At 63.1% G+C, this 16,575-nt stretch carries 14 protein-coding genes and 1 pseudogene; 3 read left to right on the top strand and 12 right to left on the bottom strand.

The window, feature by feature from the left end; translation table 11 throughout:
- Window positions 1-16 precede the first annotated feature (16 nt).
- The 3 genes and pseudogenes from PspS04_RS00770 to PspS04_RS00760 form a co-directional block, all read right to left on the bottom strand.
- Window positions 17-907, bottom strand: a complete 891-nt coding sequence (locus tag PspS04_RS00770; protein ID WP_159993072.1) for an alpha/beta hydrolase family protein — start codon at window positions 905-907, stop codon at window positions 17-19.
- Window positions 908-918: 11 nt separating this feature from the next.
- Window positions 919-2,169: an HlyD family type I secretion periplasmic adaptor subunit gene (locus tag PspS04_RS00765; protein WP_159993070.1), complete on the bottom strand. Its 1,251-nt coding sequence runs from the start codon at window positions 2,167-2,169 to the stop codon at window positions 919-921.
- A 43-nt stretch (window positions 2,170-2,212) separates the two neighbouring features.
- Window positions 2,213-4,141: pseudogene (locus PspS04_RS00760) on the bottom strand (type I secretion system permease/ATPase); the annotation flags it as partial.
- Between the two features lie 82 nt (window positions 4,142-4,223).
- Here PspS04_RS00760 and PspS04_RS00755 point away from each other — a divergent pair.
- Both PspS04_RS00755 and PspS04_RS00750 read left to right on the top strand, forming a co-directional pair.
- A complete protein-coding gene (locus tag PspS04_RS00755) occupies window positions 4,224-4,457 on the top strand; it encodes a hypothetical protein (protein WP_159993068.1) in 234 nt (77 codons plus the stop codon).
- Between the two features lie 8 nt (window positions 4,458-4,465).
- Complete coding sequence (locus PspS04_RS00750) at window positions 4,466-5,593, top strand: acyl-CoA dehydrogenase family protein (RefSeq protein WP_159993066.1); 1,128 nt, start codon at window positions 4,466-4,468, stop codon at window positions 5,591-5,593.
- Window positions 5,594-5,611: 18 nt separating this feature from the next.
- Here the strand turns inward: PspS04_RS00750 and PspS04_RS00745 are convergent, their stop codons facing one another.
- The 3 genes from PspS04_RS00745 to PspS04_RS00735 form a co-directional block, all read right to left on the bottom strand.
- On the bottom strand, window positions 5,612-6,616 hold the full coding sequence (locus PspS04_RS00745) for a DUF4434 domain-containing protein (RefSeq protein ID WP_159993064.1): 1,005 nt from the start codon (window positions 6,614-6,616) through the stop codon (window positions 5,612-5,614).
- A gap of 72 nt (window positions 6,617-6,688) precedes the next feature.
- Window positions 6,689-6,973 carry a type II toxin-antitoxin system RelE/ParE family toxin gene (locus tag PspS04_RS00740; protein WP_237234949.1) on the bottom strand — a complete coding sequence of 95 codons (285 nt, stop codon included), beginning with the start codon at window positions 6,971-6,973 and terminating at the stop codon, window positions 6,689-6,691.
- A 20-nt stretch (window positions 6,974-6,993) separates the two neighbouring features.
- Window positions 6,994-7,293, bottom strand: coding sequence for a type II toxin-antitoxin system Phd/YefM family antitoxin (locus PspS04_RS00735; protein ID WP_095170869.1), 300 nt, complete (start codon window positions 7,291-7,293; stop codon window positions 6,994-6,996).
- 217 nt (window positions 7,294-7,510) lie between these two features.
- Here PspS04_RS00735 and PspS04_RS00730 point away from each other — a divergent pair, with 217 nt between their 5' ends.
- Window positions 7,511-8,083, top strand: a complete 573-nt coding sequence (locus PspS04_RS00730; protein WP_095170867.1) for a transglycosylase SLT domain-containing protein — start codon at window positions 7,511-7,513, stop codon at window positions 8,081-8,083.
- Window positions 8,084-8,086: 3 nt separating this feature from the next.
- Here PspS04_RS00730 and PspS04_RS27470 read toward each other — a convergent pair whose 3' ends face one another.
- From PspS04_RS27470 to PspS04_RS00705, 6 genes are all read right to left on the bottom strand, one after another.
- Window positions 8,087-8,263, bottom strand: a complete 177-nt coding sequence (locus tag PspS04_RS27470) for a hypothetical protein (protein ID WP_174244560.1) — start codon at window positions 8,261-8,263, stop codon at window positions 8,087-8,089.
- Window positions 8,264-8,352: 89 nt separating this feature from the next.
- On the bottom strand, window positions 8,353-8,796 hold the full coding sequence (gene pgaD / locus PspS04_RS00725) for a poly-beta-1,6-N-acetyl-D-glucosamine biosynthesis protein PgaD (RefSeq protein ID WP_095170863.1): 444 nt from the start codon (window positions 8,794-8,796) through the stop codon (window positions 8,353-8,355).
- Entirely contained in the window at window positions 8,793-10,151 is a 1,359-nt protein-coding gene (gene pgaC / locus PspS04_RS00720) for a poly-beta-1,6-N-acetyl-D-glucosamine synthase (protein WP_095170861.1), read from the bottom strand. Before pgaC ends, pgaD begins: the two co-directional genes overlap by 4 nt.
- Window position 10,152: 1 nt before the next feature.
- Window positions 10,153-12,153 carry a poly-beta-1,6-N-acetyl-D-glucosamine N-deacetylase PgaB gene (gene pgaB, locus PspS04_RS00715; protein ID WP_159993060.1) on the bottom strand — a complete coding sequence of 667 codons (2,001 nt, stop codon included), beginning with the start codon at window positions 12,151-12,153 and terminating at the stop codon, window positions 10,153-10,155.
- Window positions 12,154-12,165: 12 nt separating this feature from the next.
- Window positions 12,166-14,634: a poly-beta-1,6 N-acetyl-D-glucosamine export porin PgaA gene (pgaA, locus tag PspS04_RS00710; protein ID WP_159993058.1), complete on the bottom strand. Its 2,469-nt coding sequence runs from the start codon at window positions 14,632-14,634 to the stop codon at window positions 12,166-12,168.
- Window positions 14,635-14,869: 235 nt separating this feature from the next.
- Window positions 14,870-16,381 carry a YdgA family protein gene (locus PspS04_RS00705; protein ID WP_159993056.1) on the bottom strand — a complete coding sequence of 504 codons (1,512 nt, stop codon included), beginning with the start codon at window positions 16,379-16,381 and terminating at the stop codon, window positions 14,870-14,872.
- Between the last annotated feature and the right edge of the window lie 194 nt (window positions 16,382-16,575).

Here is a 16,575-nt window from a genome sequence, read left to right as displayed (position 1 = left end):
CCAGCGAGTCGTGCCTTCAAGGTTGTGCGCACTGCGCCGCCGTCTTCAGCCCGATATCGTTGCGCAACTGATGAAACGCCGGTGCAGTTGCCGGTGCTTCGATCAGTTGCGCCGGCAATCCGGCATCGCGCAGTGCCTGGTAGAACTGCTCCTGCAACACAAAGGGGGCGACCTGGTCGTTGCGATTGCCCAGCACAAACAACTGCCGATCGGGCACCTGGGCAATGCCGGCGACATGCTCCAGCGGATCGTACGGATGCAACAGGCCATTGGTGTCGCGCCCCTCGCGGGACGGCAGGCCTTTGCTGCGCCGAATCATCTGCGCCCGTTCGAGCAAGGCAAAGGCTCCCGAAGTCATGACCGCGCACTGCACATCTTCGCGCCCCAGTGTCAGCAAGGCCGCCACCACCGTCGCCCCGCCGCTGTGCCCGAGCAACACAAAACGGCCGATGCCGTAGCGCTCGCGCAACTGGTCGAGCGCCGCGTCCAGCGCCTGGAACTCGGCGGGTTGGCGCCGCTGGCCATGGTTGCCGCTGGAGCCGTAGGTCCCCGGACGCGCAACAATCACCACCGGCACCCCGGCCCGCCGACTCAGGGCCGCCGCTTGCCGATCCTTGGCGCGCAGGGTATTGCCGGCAATGGTTGCGGGCGCGCGGTGCATTTCGATATTGCGGTCACCATGAAACATCACGATCACCACCGGCGCGTGCGCAAGCGGCACGGCACTGAAGTAGCGGATGCAGGCCTGGCCCTTGGCGTACTCGACCCACAGGGCCGAGTCCTGTTCGGTGCAAGTGGCCGGGTCTGCCGGGGCATTCCACGCCAGTGGCAGGTCTTCCGTGCCCCGGGCCCACAGCGGCGCACTGACCAGCAGCACCGCACACGCCAGCCACCTGGCGACGCTCATTGAGCGCATGCCTAGCGCTCGCGCAAGGCTTCGCGCGCCCGGTTCATCGGCTTGATCAGGTAATCGAGCACAGTCTTCTGGCCGGTCTTGATGTCCGCCGCCGCGATCATCCCCGGCACAATCGAAAACGCCTTGCCGGCCTTGTTGTGCAGCTCATTGTCATTGGTGCGAATGAACACGCGGTAGTAGAAGACCTCGGGTTTGACTTCATCCTGGATGGTGTCCGGGGAAATGGTCACCACCTTGCCATCCATGCTGCCGTAGATGGAGTAGTCATAGGCCGTGATCTTGACCTTGGCGTCCTGGTCGGGATGGATGAAGGCAATGTCCCGCGGGGAAATGCGCGCCTCGATCAACAACTGGTCGTCCATCGGCACGATCTGCATCAAGCGGCCATTGGGGGGAATGATCCCGCCGATGGTGGTGACCTCGATGTCCTTGACGATCCCCCGTACCGGCGAGCGCAACGTCAGGCGCGTGACCGAGTCGGAACGGCCCTTGAGCACCGAGGACAGGGTCTGCACATCGGAGTTGGCCTTGGCCAGTTCTTCGCCGGCCCGTACCATGTATTCGGAGCGCGACTGGGTGAGTTTCAGCTCCAGCTCGGACTTCTGGCGCTTCAGGCGCAAGACCTCGACGTTACTCGCGGCGCCGACCCGGGCCAGGTTCTCGGTGATTTCCAGCTCGCTGCGCACCAGCCCCAGGGAGGCCCGCACCCCCGCCTGCGACTCTTCCAGCCCTTTGCGCCGGGTCTGGTACAGGTCGGTTTCAGCGCTCATCAGCGCCGGGTAGGCCTTGAGTTCCGCCGGGAAAGCCAGCGTGGTGCCGTTCACTTCCGCCTGCAACCGCGCAACGCTGGCCAGGGAGGCGCGGTACTTGGCGGCACTCTCGCCGAAATTGGACTCGGTCTTGGTCGGGTCCAGCTTGGCGAGGATTTCCCCCTGCTTGACGATATCCCCCTCGGCTACATTGAGTTCGGCGACGATGCCGCCCTCCAGCGACTGGATCACCTGCTCGCGCGAAGTCGGGATCACCTTGCCAGTGCCGGTCGACACTTCATCGATTTCAAACAGGTAGGCCCACACCCCGAACGCCAACAGCATCAGCGCCACACACCAGACGACGCGCGTCGAGCGCACGACCGTGACGTCATCCAGGCTGTCATCGGCGTTCGAGTTGTCACCCTGGGTATTCGCCGAGCCTGCCCGTGGCACCCGCGCCAGGTCCGGGTTCGAGTCCGGGGAACGATTGTTGTTTTCCATCTGAGCTATCCTTTTGCGCAGTCAGTGGCTGGGAGCAGCCGGCTCACTGCGCCGGGTTCCGAGGTTTGGAAAGACGGGCAATGGCGTTGTCCTTGGTGTCATCGATGATCACCGCGCCGTTGTCGACGACGATGATCCGATCCACCAGGCTCAACACACTCATGCGGTGCGTGGCGATGATCAGCGTGCGCTGCGCGCCCCACTGGCCCAGGCTCTGGATCAGCTTGCGTTCACTGGCGTCGTCGAGGGCCGCAGTGGGTTCGTCCAGCAGCACAATCTGCGGCTGGCGAATGATCAACCGCGACAGCAGCAGCGCCTGGCGCTGGCCACCGGACAGGCCGAGGCCACCTTCCAGAATCATGTGGTCCATGCCCAGTGCGAACTTGCTGATGAACTCCAGTGCACCGGTCAGCGCCAGCGCTTCGAGCAGGTCCTGGTCGCTGGCGTGAGCCGCTCCCAGCATCAGGTTTTCCCGCAGCGTGCCGTGGAACAGCCGGGAGTTCTGGGTCAGCAGACCAACATCGCGGCGCACATCGGCCGGGTCGATATGGCTCAGGCCAACGCCATCCAGGGTCAGCGAACCTGAACTGAGGTCGATCATCCCGGCCATGGCCTGCAGCAGCGTCGACTTGCCCGCGCCGTTGCGCCCGAGCACCGCGATGCGCTCACCCGGGGCAATCTTCAAGTGCTTGACCGTGAGGGCCGGCATCGGTGCATCTTCGGCGTACTTGAACTCGGCCTGCTTGAACTCATAGTCGCCGCGCACCAGCGGCAGGTGTACACGCTTGCTGCCCTCGGCCTGGTCGACCGGCATCTGCATGATCCGGTGCAGGCCCTGCAGGGCCACTTTGGCCTGTTGCCAGCGGGTCAGCACCAGGGTGATCTGCGACATCGGCGCCATCATGCGCGAGGCCAGGATCGACGCGGCCACCAGGCTACCGGTGGTCATGTCGCCCGCCATCACCATCGGCGCACCGAACACCACCACCACGGCAAACACGCCGCCCTGCACGCTCTGGGTCCAGGTCACCAGGCCACTGGTGAGCGTGCGCGAACGCAGGCTGGCCTCGGCGGCAGTCGCGTTGTAGTGGTTCCACTGCTGCTGGAAACGCTGTTCGGCCTGCAGCATCTTGATGTCGTCCAGGCCTTGCACGGTCTCCACCAGCATGGCGCTGCGCAGCGAACTCTCGCGCATCGACTGGTTGGCCAGCCTCGCCAGTTTGCGTTGCGACAACAGCCCCGGGATGATCAGGAACAGCACCGCGCCCAGTGGCACGGCCACCAGCGGCCCGGCAATAAACCAGTAGATCACCACGAACATCAGGAAAAACGGCAGGTCGGCCAAGGCGCTGGCAGTGCTGGAGGTGATCAGTTCACGCAGTTGCTCAAGCTCGCGCAACTGGGAAATGAACGAACCGGTGGATTTTGGCCGGGCGCTGTTACGCAGGCGAATGGCATGGCCGAAGACCAGGTCCGAGACGCGCATGTCGGCACGCTTGCCGAGCAGATCGGTGATGCGCACACGCATCACCCGCAGGACAAAATCGAAAAACAGCGCCAGCATCACTCCGCCGAACAACACGTACAGGGTCGGCATCGACTCGGCCGGAATCACCCGGTCGTACACCTGCATGGAAAACAGCACCCCGGCCAGGCCGAGAATGTTCGCCGCCAGCGACGCCAACATGACATGGCCGTAGGGGCGCATGTCGCGCAGGACGATGTTCCTGAACCAGCTTTTCTCGTAGGGCTTGATGTAGTCGTCGACCCGCGAGTCCCGCGCCGCCTGCACCGGTCGCAGAATCAGCGCCTTGCGCGCCGACACCAGCAGCTCGGCACGGCTGATGCGGCTTTGCAGGCCTTGGTCACCGCTGTAGACAATACCCAGTTCATCGTCGTCGCTGAGGGTCTGCAGCACACCGATTTGCCCATCGTCGAACTGCAGCACCAGGGGCAGGCGCCGCTGGACCAACAGCGCCGGCAGCGAAGACGCCCTGAAAGCCGAACTGCGCTTCTACAACCTGGCGAGCGATTGCCCCAAAGGCAGCCTGGCAGTGGCTGACGGCGGCCCGGTATTGTTTGCCGACGTAGCCCCACTCAGCACTGCTGCGCGTGCCATCAACCCGGTGAGCGCGTCACTGAGTGCCGGCTGTGGCAAGGCCACGGCCGAGAAACTGGCGTTGCCGCAACTCAAGCCCGGTGATCACTACAGCCTGTTCCTCACCGGCAGCGCTGCGGCGCCCGTGCTACGCGGGCAACTGAGCAGCACCGACCTCTACGCGAAATAGGCCTCCCCATGCGCAAGATATTCCGCGAAGACCACCTGCTGTTTCGCGAGCAGGTGCAACGCTTCATCGCCGAGCGCATCGTGCCGCGCTACGACCAATGGGAAACCGCTGGGGTGACCCCGCGCGAACTGTGGCGAGAGGCCGGCGAGCAAGGCCTGCTCAATTCTGCGCTGCCGGCACCCTATGGCGCCGACGGTGATTTCGGCCACGCCGTGGTGGTCATCGAAGAGCTGGCGCGGGCCAATTGCCTGGGCATCGGCTTCTCGATTCACTCGGACATGGTCTCGCCTTATCTCTGGAACCTCGGCACCCAGGCGCAAAAAGACCGCTGGCTGCCGGCAATGGCCAGCGGCGAGGTCATCGGCGCGATTGCCATGACCGAGCCCGGTGCCGGCAGCGACGTCAAGGCGATCCGCACCCGTGCGGTACGCGATGGCGAGGACTTCGTGCTCAGCGGGCAGAAGACCTTCATCACCAACGGGGTCAACGCTGGCCTGGTGATCGTACTGGCCTGCACCGACCCCGAACTGGGCGCTCGCGGCCTGTCGTTGCTGTGTGTCGAAGAAGGCTTGCCCGGCTTCAGCAAGGGCCCGGCCATGCGCAAGATCGGCCAGCACGCCCAGGACACTTGCGAGCTGTTCTTCGATGAAGTGCGGGTGCCGGTGGATTGCCTGCTCGGTGATTTGAATGCCGGATTCCAATACATGAGTCACGAACTGTCCCGTGAACGCCTGGCCATCGCCCTGCGGGCCGCGGCGTCGACCGAGGGCATGCTCGAACAGACCAAGGAGTACACCCGGGGTCGCAAGGTGTTCGGCAAGCGCGTCATCGACTACCAGAACAACCGCTTTGTCCTGGCCGATGCCAAGGCTCGCCTGACCATGCTCCGGGTATTCCTCGACGACTGCGCGCTGCAACTGATGGAGGGCAACCTGGACCCGGTGGTCGCGGCCATGGCCAAGCTCAATGCCACCGAGATGCAGGGGCAGATTCTCGACGAGTTGCTGCAGTTGTATGGCGGTTATGGCTACAGCGCCGAGTACGGGATTGGCCGCGCCTGGGCCGATGCGCGGGCGCTGCGGATCTTCGGTGGCACCAGTGAAATCATGCGCGAGATCATCGGGCGCTCACTCTGAGCCCTGCTGGCGCCAACCTCAGGAGCGCGCCTTGAGCCACTGCTGGCGCAAGCGTTGCGCCTGGGGGTCGGTACCGGTCGCCCAGGGATCGACGGCAAACGCGATGATGCGTTCCGCGCCCGTGGTCTGGGCCCACTCCAACTGACGCTGGACCCGCGGGTAGTCTGCCGAAACTGCCTTGAAGTCAGTGCCGTCGTTACGCGCTGACGGCAGTTGCTCGAACAGTTCGACAATCACCTCGAACTTCACCCCACGCTGACGCAGGTACTGCAGCAGCGGTTCGATCGCCTTGAGGTTGTTCCAGCCCGCCACCCCCACGCCGTCCTGCACCATGGGCCGCAGCTGGGTGCGGGCCAGCAGCGATTGCCACAGTTGCACCAGGCTGCCGTCGGTCTGCAGGGTGCTGTAGTAGGTGGAGATGGCCGGGACACCATGACCGGCGTTCTGCGACACCCCCGACAAGGCCGTCAGCCATTTGCCCAGGCGCTCCTGTCGGGCGGGTTCGGTCCAGTGGTACTGCTCGATTTCGTACGGGATGTACCAACCGGCAAACTGCTCATGCGCGGACCACGGCGCCTCGCGCATGTAGCGACTCGCCGCCTGCAAAGCCCCACTGAAGAACGCGGCCTGGGTCGGCTCGTCAGTGGCCGACAGCGCCTGCCACCAGCCATTGTCGTAAGGCAGGCCGATACGCACTTTCATCCCATGCTCGCCGGCCGTGTCCAGCAGGTTCTGCATCACCGGGTCTGGGAGCATCCAGTCCGGCTCGTCCCCGCCGAGCAACCCCACCCACTGCAGCACCAGCTCATCACAGCCCAATTCAGCCATGGCCGCCATACGCGTCGCCCACTGATCGCGGCTGAGTTCGGCGTGGCTTTTCCAGATCTGCAGGAAAGTGGCGTCCATCTGCGGCTTGCGCGAGCAGCCTGCCAGTGGACCGAGCAAGGCCAACACCGGTGCACAAGCCGCCAGCCGCAAGAGCTGCCGCCGACCTTGGCATGGCGGGTTCAATGGATTGGGCATTGAGGTCTCACTGACTGGGGCTGTGGGAGCATCTGCATGCAGGGGACTTCATCATAGCGACTTGCGTGTGCGCTAAAGGTTCTGGTCGTCGATTGCGAACTGACGCCCGAGGTCCCGCGCGCTGTGTAAAACACGCTCTATCAGGATGCCTTGCCCGCTCACGCTATAAAAGATCAGGTAGCGTCCATGGGTAAGCATGCGCAGACCTTTGGCGCAGTCTTCACGCGCAACGCCCAGATCCGGCTGCTCAACCAGTAATAGACTGCGCTGGCGCAGCTCATCAACAAAGGTTCGAGCGCGGGTGCGATTGTCTCGAGCGATATAGCGGGCAATGTGTTGTAGATCGTCGCGCGCCATGGCGCTGAACGACAACTGCCTCACGGACGGCCTGGTTCAGCCGTGACCTGCTCAACGATCGCGTCGAGCTCGGCGAACATCGTGTCCGCGTCTATTGCCGGCCGAGGGTCAGTCCGGCTGGCCGCTATCGCTTCGCGTATTTGCGCGGCATGCAAGCGCTCCAGCAACGCCTGATAAGCCGCATGGGGTAAAAGATAAGCTGCGGGGCGGTTATGATTGAGTATTGCCACAGCCTCAGACCCCGCCAGCTCGATTACAGTACTCGGGCTGCGCTTGAGTTCGGTGATGCTGACTGAGCGGCTAGCGAGTAGTTGCTCCATGAGCAAACTCCAAGGTACTAAAAAAGGTACCTGATAGTGCTCGATTTAGCGCGAGCGGGTCAACGCACATCTGACCGGCTGCGCGCCACACAGAGGGGCCGGATCCAGTTTCGCCCGCAACCCAGGAGGCGAAAATGTTTAGACCCCCTCTCAACCAACAAGGATTGGCCCGTCGCCAATTGAGTGATTTTTGCACGGACGGTTTTTCGCAGTACTCATGGCCCTGGCCCTGCTGGCCGGCTGTTCGACCACGCCGCCGCGGGACCAGGGCAACATTTGCAGCATCTACCGCCAGTACCCCGACTGGTATGAAGACACGCTGAAAATGGAGCAAGCCTGGGGACTGCCGCCGCATGTGGCGATGGCGATCATCAAGCAGGAAAGCAGCTTCGTGGAGGACGCCCTGCCCCCTCGCGACTATTTCCTGTGGGTGATTCCCTGGGGTCGGGTCAGCTCGGCCTATGGCTATGCCCAGGCGCAGGATCCGGTGTGGGGCGAGTACAAGAGCGCAACCGGCAATGGCGGCTCGCGGGACAATTTTGACGACGCGGTGATGTTCGTCGGTTGGTACGCCGCCGGCACTCAGCGCCAGCTAGGGATTTCCAAGTGGGATACCTACAGCCAGTACCTGGCCTACCATGAGGGGCGTGGCGGGTTCAGCCGCCAGAGTTACCGGCAAAAACCCTGGCTGATGCAGGTGGCGCGCAAGGTTGAGCAACAGGCGAAAAACTACGGCTGGCAACTCAAGCAATGCCGGGCCGAACTGGAGAGCAATCGCAGCTGGTGGTAGGGGTCAAGCCTGGGGGTCGGGATCATCGCCAGCGTCCGGCGCGCAGGATGGCTCGTCATCCTCCTCATCGTCGTCATCCAGCAGAGAGTCCTTGCGGGCTTCAGTAATTGCCCGGCGCATTTCTTCGCCCTTGACCGGGCAATTGAGCAATTGGGCAATGCGGTCGATACGTTGTGTCACAGCTGGCCTCCAACTCGCCAGGATTTGCCTCGATAGTGCGCGCTTTCACCGATCGACGCCAATCCCTGTACGTTCAGTTGCCCGGGTATCTATTGGTAATTGCACTGATCGAGCCGTAAATAACCCGTGACCACCTGGCTGATATCACCGGCCTCGTCATTGTGGATCACCATGACCCCGGGCCGACGCAGCTGCATCAGGAGCTCGTTGCTCAGGCGAAAGCTTGCCTGCAAGCCATGGTCACCTACCACCGGTGCCGCTTTTCGGCGACGCGCGAAGCCTTTGCTCCTGCGCTGCTGGTAACGAGCCCAGGCAATCAGCAGCACGGCATTGAGCAGGGCGACCCAGACGTAGAGTTGCAACGTACCGAGGGCGTCGAGCACCGAGACTTCAATGCGCGGTCCCGTGTGTGTATTGAGCAACGGCCACAGGCCGCGCACCAACAGGTAGCTCAGGCCGACCCAGGCCAGCAGGGTGAAAAAAGCGTCGAGCACGACCAGGAAAGGCCGTTGCCGGGTTCTGATGATTTTCATTGTTCGAGCACCTCGTCATCGTCGTCGTTCAGCGGTTTGATCCCACGATCCGGGCTGACCCAGCGCGCGCGCTTCTGGTGTTGACCAAACAGCACCTTGGGGAAGCTCACCAGGGTCGTCAGCAGGCTGATGAACCAGAACACCAGGGGATACCAGACCACCCAGAACATGGTTTTCCACAGGCCCCGCTCGTAACGCCGGTCGATCAGAATGCTGACCGCGAACTGCAGCAGGCAGACCATCGCCAGCACCAACCCGGTGAAGGCCGGTGGCAACAAGTGATGCACGGCAATGGCTTCGGGCATTTCGACGAATTTGCCGACGGCCCAGAAAATCACCGAGAGCAGGAAGGTGAAGGCCCAGCCGGTGGACAGGCAGTACTCGAACAGCAAGGGCCAGAGATAACGATGGCGGTATTGCCAGATGCCGCGGATGTTCTTGAACAGCACCTCGGCACCGCCCTGCGCCCAGCGCAGCCGCTGCTTCCACAAACCTGCGAGAGTTTCCGGCATGAGGATCCAGCACAAGGCGCGCGGTTCGTAGAAGATGCTCCAGTGATCCAGTTGCAGCTTCCAACTGATGTCGATGTCTTCGGTGATCATGTCCGGGCTCCAGTAGCCAACCCGATCCAGCGCCGAACGACGGAATGCGACAATCACCCCGGACACCGTGAAGATCCGTCCGAACACCCGCTGCGTGCGCTTGATCAAGCCGATGATCGACGAAAACTCACCCACCTGGACCCGTCCCACCAGGGTCGAGCGAGTGCGAATCCGCGGGTTGCCGGTCACTGCACCGAGCCGGGCGTTGTCCAGCATCGGCGCCACCAGGTAAGCCGCAGTGTCCGGTGCGAGCAACGCATCACCGTCAATGCACACCAGGTACTCGCTGCGCGCAGCGATCGCTCCCATGCGCAGGGCCACCGCCTTGCCCTGGTTCTGTGCCAGATGCAGTACGCGCAATCGCGGGTCCTGCAGCGCCAGGGCATCGAGGACGGCAGCGGTGTTGTCGCTGGAGCCGTCATTGATGGCGATCACTTCGATGTTCGGGTAGTGCTGGCCTAATGCGGCATGAATGGTATCGGCCGCGTTGTCACCCTCGTTGTAGCAAGGGATCAGGATCGAAATCAGCGGTTCACCGGTCAGCGGCGGTGGCAACGTGTCTTTGCCCCAGGGCCAGTGACGTTCCCAGTGCAGCCAGAAATACAGGCCGCCGGCGATCCACAGTCCGGACATGAACAGCGGATAGAAAAACACGAAGTCCATCAAAAATTGCCCGGTAACCAGGAAAATCACGCCCAGGGGAATCCCCAGCACGATCGCCAGTACCAACACGGCTAGCAGTCTGTCCAGCATGTCAGCGATTCCACTTGTTGGAGAGCGCGGGGCGCACAGTTTTCAGGTCCGGCTGGTTCTCGAGGAAGTTGTCGGGGTAGTAGCCAAAACTCGTGGCACCCTCGCGCTTGAGACGCGCCATCCAATCCGCCAGTTGTTGACCGCTCAGCGGCGCGGACGCATCGCTGCGGTTCCAGTCGCGGGCCTGCAGTTCGAACACCGTGCGCTGCAAGGCGCCGGGGCGGGACTTGACCGTGGCCACCAGGGACTCCAGCCAGGCACCGGACTGCTCATGGGTCTTGCCCTCCATCAGCGGCATGGCCATGGGGGCAGTCCAGTCGTAGGCGCCGAGGAAATCATCGAGGTTCTGCGCGAACCAGGCTTCGCTCGGCGGATTGAGCATCGGCTCGGCGAACAGGTTGCGCGCTGTGCGCACCTGCGGCCCGCGGATGGCGCGGACCCTGGCGGTGAGTTCGTGGGTGAAGTCGATCAGGTAGCGACTCTTGAAACGCGTCCAGCGCTGCATCGTGGCCGGATCGCCACGCAGTTGGGCGATCGATCCCGGCAAGCCGTTGGCGGCATAGACCTGCAAGGCTTGTGGACTGGCGTCTTCGAAATCCGAGAGCAAGGCGTCATCGTGGTAGAGAATGCCGTCGACCGAGGTCAGGCGCGCCACGTCCTCATAGAGCTCGCCGATGATCCGTCGCACGTTGGGATCGAACGGCGACAGGCGTTGGTACTGGCCAGGGTCAACCGAGGCCTGGCCGCTGTCGGGATCCCAGCGGGTCACCCGAGGCAAGGCGGGATCGAGGGCAAAGCTGAGCACCGGCATCCAGGCAAAGACTTTTACGTTGGCCCGGGTACGCAACTGCCAGGCAACACGATCGAAGAGGTCGGCGCGCACCGGCAGATGGCGGTTGGGGAAGTACAGCGAGTGCACCAGCCCATCGCCCTTGGGATCGGCGAACGCTTGCAGGAACACCGTGTCCGCGCCCATGTCGGCCATGCGCTGGATCAGTTTGCCAAGGTTGCTGTCCTGCTGCGCCGGGTCAGGGTCGTAGACGTTGTCCAGATCGACATGCACCACGCGCATCGGCGCCTTCGATTGCACGCCGACGATGCTGTTGGCGAAATGCTCGCCGTCCGGGTCCGAGGCCACCAGATAACGCGGGCTGCTCATCAGGTCAGCCAGGCTGTCGAGACCGTCGTCGAGGGTCAACGCCATCTGGTAGCCCTGCTCGTCCACCACCTGTAGCGCGCTACCGTCGGCGGCGCCGTACGGCCAGACCCAGACCCGTGGCGCGTAGCCGGTGACCGCGCTAATTTTCGCCGAGATAGCAACCACGTCACTGCGCAAACGAGCCTGGAACTCGGCCTCTGTCTCGTAACGCTGAGTCAGCGCGTCGTAGCGACGGGTCGCCGCCGCTGGCTGCAGGTTTCCTTGCGGGTTGGCCAGCACGCCCTTGTGACTGGCATCGGTGTGGGCGGCAATTTCCACCAGGCCGGAACGCGAGACTTCGCGAATCTGCTCCCAGGTCAGGAAGTCCGAGCGCTGGCGTGGAGTACCGGCAAAATCCACCGGTTGATTGAGCGGTGTGTCGATCCAACTGCCGACCGGAGCCAGCAAGGCAGGCCAGCGATAAGCACGCAGCACCGGCATGACCCGGGTATAGAAGCTCGAATAGCCGTCATCGAAACTCAGCAGGATCGCCTTGGCCGGCAGCTCGGGGCCACCCTTGCGGGCCGCCATGATCTGGTCGACGGTCACCGCCTGGTAGTGATTTTCCCGCAGCCAGGCCAATTGCTCGATCAAGCGTTCGGTGCGCACAGCGACCACCGCCTGGTCGGGATCGCGGTCCTCGACATCGTGATAGGCAATGCCCAGCACATGGTTTTTCGGCCAGGGCTGTTCACTGGCTGCCAGCGGTCGTTGTGACGGCGGCACAAATGCTGGGGCCTGCTGGGCGCAGGCGGTGAGCAACAGGACCCCCTGCAGCAGGATGCAACGTGTGATTGCAAGCATGGGCAAACTCTTCTAGAAGCGGTAGGTGAGGTCGATGATCAGGCGCAGATCGCTCTCGCGATCGCCGTCATAGGGCCGGTTGAGCCAGCTCAACGCGGCACCCGCCTCGAATACGTCGTTCCAGCTGACGCGCTGGCCGTAACTGAGCAGACCGATGGCCCCCGTGCCGTAATCACGCTGGCTGTAGGTACCGGCACCGGCCTGGAACTGCTGGCTCCAGGCGGTTTCGTAACGGTGATAGAGCACGTGATTGGCGCTTAGCGTCGGCAGCACGCTGAGGTCGGACTTCGGATTGAAATACGGCACATCGGCGTTCTTCGAGTTGTGGCTGCTGCCCACTTCCAGACCCGCATCGACTTGCAGGCCTGGCGTGCTGTACACGCCCTCGCGCCCCGTCAACAACGCCTCTAACCGGCGATTGCCATCACTCAAGCGCGACGGGCTGAGCGCCAGCTGCCACTCACGACTTTCATTGCCACGCCAGCGCAGGAAAGCACTGCCGCCATTGGCCGTGATGTCACTGTTCAGGGCCCGTAGCGGCGTATTGGCCGACAGGTAGTCGAGGCTAGCGCCGTACTGCCAGTGATCGTCGATGTCACGAGCCGCCGCCAGGCGTGCACCGGTCTTGTTGCCATAGCCGTACGAGTGATTGGAGATTTCCGCTTCCAGGGTCATGTCGCGCGTCCGCCGCTCCACACCCACGCGCTGCCAGCGATGGTGACCGGTGCCTTCCTGGAAGTCGCCGGTGGCGTAGCCGGCACCACCGAACAGTCGCCAGTCCTCATCGATCGGTGGGCTATAGAGCACTGTTTCAATGCCCAGGTCGCGGCTGCCGTTGACCGCGCCGGCACCGCTGTCTGCGCCGCCGTAACTCTTGCCGCCATAGGCCGAGACCCGCAGTTCAGCCATGTCATGAACTTCACGCAGACGCTGCAGACGCTGGACCTGGCGGTTGTCCGGGTAGCGCGCCACCACGTCGTCGGTCAACGCATCCAGTTGCCGCCACTCCTGCAAGTCCAGTGCGGTATAGCCCTGCCCGACTTCCAGGCCAACGTCGCGTGGCGCCATGCTTTCGGTTTCCTTGAGCTGGGACTCCGCACGACGCGGCCAGTCACGGGCGCGGTACAGGTCTGCCTGGGCCAGGCGCAGGCCGATATTCCCCGGGCCCTGTTCGACCAAGGCCGCCAGGCGCTGCTCGGCCCCGGGCAAATCCGCCCCATAGGTGCCGGCCTGGGCCGCCAGTTGCTGCGCATCCATCCACTCATCATTGGGGTTGCCCACCGGCAAGCCCTTGAGCTCGACCCGTGGGTTCTGGCTCTGGGCCAGGCTGTCGGCGAGCTCGCGCGCTTGTTCCGGTTGATCGTTTTCCAGCAGGGCGTAGTACAGCGCCGTGCTGTCTTCCAGGCGATCACCCTGGTCGGCATCGGGTGCCGCCAGAACCTGGCGGTACATATCGACGGCCACTTCCGGCTGACGCTGATCCAGATAGGAGGCGGCCACCCAGCGCAGCGCATAGGTGGGAATGGGCACACCTTCGCCAATCAGTTGTTGGTAGTCATGGATAACCTCGGCGGTACGCGCACGCGCCTTGAGCGCACCCAAGCGGTCGATACGCCAGCGCCGCACGTCATCGCGTGCCTGGGCGTCGGCGCTCCAGGTTCGGATGAGCTGGTCGTAGTCGGCCAGGGCACGGTCGGCAATAACGTAGCGCTCCTTCTCGCTGCGCGTGGCCAGCTCCGCCAGGCGCACCCGCTCGGCCGCCACATCGCCCTCGATACGCCGCAACAGTGTCGGTTCGATCAACCCCGGGCGCTGACGCGCCAGGCGTAGCGCCGGTTCCGGTAAACGCGCACGCTGCAGGGCGAACACATATTCGCGGGCGACTTCAGGCGTGCTCCCTGCACGGACGAACGCCTGGTCGTACTCGAACAAGGCGTCGTAGGTCGCCCCGGCGCGAGTCAGGGCATAGGCCAGTGCCAACCGGCGATGCGGATCCCCGGGCTTGGCGGCCACCAATGCTTTGGCGCGGTTGACCGCGTCACCCGGTTGACCGGCATCGGCCTGAACCAGCGCCAGCCCCAGCTGCACGTCGGCGTTATCGGGGTCGCGCTCCAGCGCCCTGCGATACAGCGCGGCGGCTTCATCCCAGCGCTGTAGATTGCGGTAGGCACGCGCGGTGGCGGTCAGCGCCTGGAGGGGCAATTGCCGCTGGCGGGCCTGGGTTTCATAAACCTTGACGACTTCGCTGTCGAGGCCCGCCCAACTGGCGATCTGCAGATGATCGCTGAGCTGGCCTGTGGATAACTGCTTGCCGGGAACCTGGCGCAGCACGCTCAATACCGGCCCGTAGTTGCCCGCACGGGCCTGGCGCACCAGGTCATCGTATGCCGTGTCGGCAACCGCCAGGGTCGGCCAGAGCAACTGGCTGCACAGCGCTACGCGAACAATCGGGCGCAGGTGGGGATGGAGGGTACGCAACATTCGCAGGTTTCCTGTACGAGGAAAGCTGGAGCGATGGGTTTTCCCCCTGATGGCAACACCATCAGGCGGCCAGTGCCTGATGACACGGCCAAGCTATCCTGCGATGCAGTCTTCCATGGCGAGGGTAGGCAAAAGACGAATCCGCATATTTCTTCAGAATCGTCCTACAAAACAAAACGCCCGACCGTGCGTAAGCACAGGCCGGGCGTTTGGGTGAGGCGGTGGTGCCAGTGGCTTACTGGACTTCGCCCGGGGTCCCGAGCTTGCTCATGACGAAAGCGACAAACTCCTCGACGGTCATTTTCTGGCCGTTGAACTCCACCTGGTTGTTGGCGTAGTGCAGCTTGGACACGACGTTGTTGCCTTCCAGCGTCGCCAGTTGGGTGCCGACCGCCATGCTGCTGAACATATCACTGGTGGCCAGGGCTTCTTCGGCAATGGCCTTGGCGTCTGTCTGGCCTTCGACCAGGGCCTGCACACTCACAAGGTCAGTGATCATCGGCTTGGAGACCTGCAGGTTGAAGTCCAGCAGGGCAATCAGCTCGCGCACCATCTGATCGGTCGGCTGGTCCATCGACTTCGGCTTGGTCAGGTCCAGCACCAGGCTGGCCTTGCTTTCACCGTTGGCGGTGGTGAACGAGAGGTTCTCCAGGGCGATTTGCGGCTGGGCGGCCAGCAGTTTTTCCAGGTCAGCCTTGGCCTGGGCCTCCTCGGCTTCGCTCAGTTGCAACTCCGGCACGGGTTGCCCTGCCGCAGCGGCTGCGGCGGCGGCTTCCTCGTACGGCTGCAGTTTGGATTGATAGATCTGCACCAGCGACAGCGTCGACGGGATGTCGAGGTTCTTCATGCTCCAGGCCATTTTGGCCGAGCCGAGCGATTTGTCGTTGAGGGTGATTTCGGCAATCTTGTAATCGGCACGGCCCGCCGCGTTGCTCCCGGATTCGCTGGTGGCGGTCTTCATTTCCAGTTTCTTCAGGTGCAGCACCGCCTGCTTGTCACCGAAGGTAGTTTTGCTGCTGCTGACCTCGACGGTGTTATCGCCCAGGTAATAGCCGAAGCTGCTTTTAGTCAGGTTGCTGGCCAGGGTCAGGCCGTTGAGTTCGACTTTTACCGGCGACTGGTCCTCGGCGACGCTGGTCAGCGTCAGGCTGTCCATGTAGCCGTTGGCCTTGACCTTCTGCGCCTCGGCGCTGGCCGAGACCTCAAGGTTGAGCCCGGAAAACTTCAGCGTCGACTGGTCGTCGAGCACGGTGTCGACAGGCAACAACTCAAGGGTGCCGTTGGTGGCGCGGTCATAGCCAAGGTTGATCACCCCCTTGAGCGGCGACACGTCCTTGGTGGCGGCGAACCATTTGGCGGTCAGCGGGGTTTTTTCCAGGGAGTAGTGACTGGTGGCCATGACCGGCAGCCATTTCAGCGATACCAGCCGCGAGAACGGCAGCGGGCCGTGTTCGATATGGTCGGTGAACAGCAGCTCTACGCCATCGGCGTGTTCGCCAAACATCTCGCCCTGACCCTTGAGGCGGTAATGGGCGGTGCTGCTGAACAGCTGGCGATCCAGCGACACCAATTCCAGGGTCGCGGTGCCGTTGGAGCCGACCATGGCCGCTTGCAACTGCTGGTTGGCGTCGGCGATGGACGTCTGCAACACCCCTTCCAGCTTGGTGCCGGTGTACCACGCGCCGCCGGCACTGATTGCACCAATGGCCACTACGATTCCAAGAAGCACACCTGCTGATTTATTCATGAAATACCTGTTCATTGTCCGTTGTTGAAAGGGTCGTCTTCCCTGAACCCATGACAGGCCGTGGCGCGACTTCGTTCAAATTGCGCAGCAGATTAGCATTAGCGGTCTATGGCAACCCAATGAATAAGGGTTAAAGAGTGTCCAGTGACCACGACCAGTCGCGGCCACGCCCGCACCGTTGCAGGAGCGGCTTG

Source organism: Pseudomonas sp. S04, assembly GCF_009834545.1.
Lineage (GTDB): Bacteria > Pseudomonadota > Gammaproteobacteria > Pseudomonadales > Pseudomonadaceae > Aquipseudomonas.
Note: the sequence above shows the minus strand (reverse complement) of the source record. Positions and strands in the feature narration are given on the sequence as shown.

Bases quoted from the DNA above. Each gene is read 5' to 3' on its own strand.
- PspS04_RS00705 (WP_159993056.1), bottom strand. From the start codon at position 16,381: ATGAATAAATCAGCAGGTGTGCTTCTTGGAATCGTAGTGGCCATTGGT.
- PspS04_RS00735 (WP_095170869.1), bottom strand. From the start codon at position 7,293: ATGGAGCAACTACTCGCTAGCCGCTCAGTCAGCATCACCGAACTCAAG.
- pgaB (WP_159993060.1), bottom strand. From the start codon at position 12,153: ATGCTTGCAATCACACGTTGCATCCTGCTGCAGGGGGTCCTGTTGCTC.
- PspS04_RS00770 (WP_159993072.1), bottom strand. From the start codon at position 907: ATGAGCGTCGCCAGGTGGCTGGCGTGTGCGGTGCTGCTGGTCAGTGCG.
- PspS04_RS00745 (WP_159993064.1), bottom strand. From the start codon at position 6,616: ATGCCCAATCCATTGAACCCGCCATGCCAAGGTCGGCGGCAGCTCTTG.
- pgaA (WP_159993058.1), bottom strand. From the start codon at position 14,634: ATGTTGCGTACCCTCCATCCCCACCTGCGCCCGATTGTTCGCGTAGCG.
- PspS04_RS00750 (WP_159993066.1), top strand. From the start codon at position 4,466: ATGCGCAAGATATTCCGCGAAGACCACCTGCTGTTTCGCGAGCAGGTG.
- pgaC (WP_095170861.1), bottom strand. From the start codon at position 10,151: ATGCTGGACAGACTGCTAGCCGTGTTGGTACTGGCGATCGTGCTGGGG.
- pgaD (WP_095170863.1), bottom strand. From the start codon at position 8,796: ATGAAAATCATCAGAACCCGGCAACGGCCTTTCCTGGTCGTGCTCGAC.
- PspS04_RS00730 (WP_095170867.1), top strand. From the start codon at position 7,511: ATGGCCCTGGCCCTGCTGGCCGGCTGTTCGACCACGCCGCCGCGGGAC.
- PspS04_RS00765 (WP_159993070.1), bottom strand. From the start codon at position 2,169: ATGGAAAACAACAATCGTTCCCCGGACTCGAACCCGGACCTGGCGCGG.
- PspS04_RS00740 (WP_237234949.1), bottom strand. From the start codon at position 6,973: ATGGCGCGCGACGATCTACAACACATTGCCCGCTATATCGCTCGAGAC.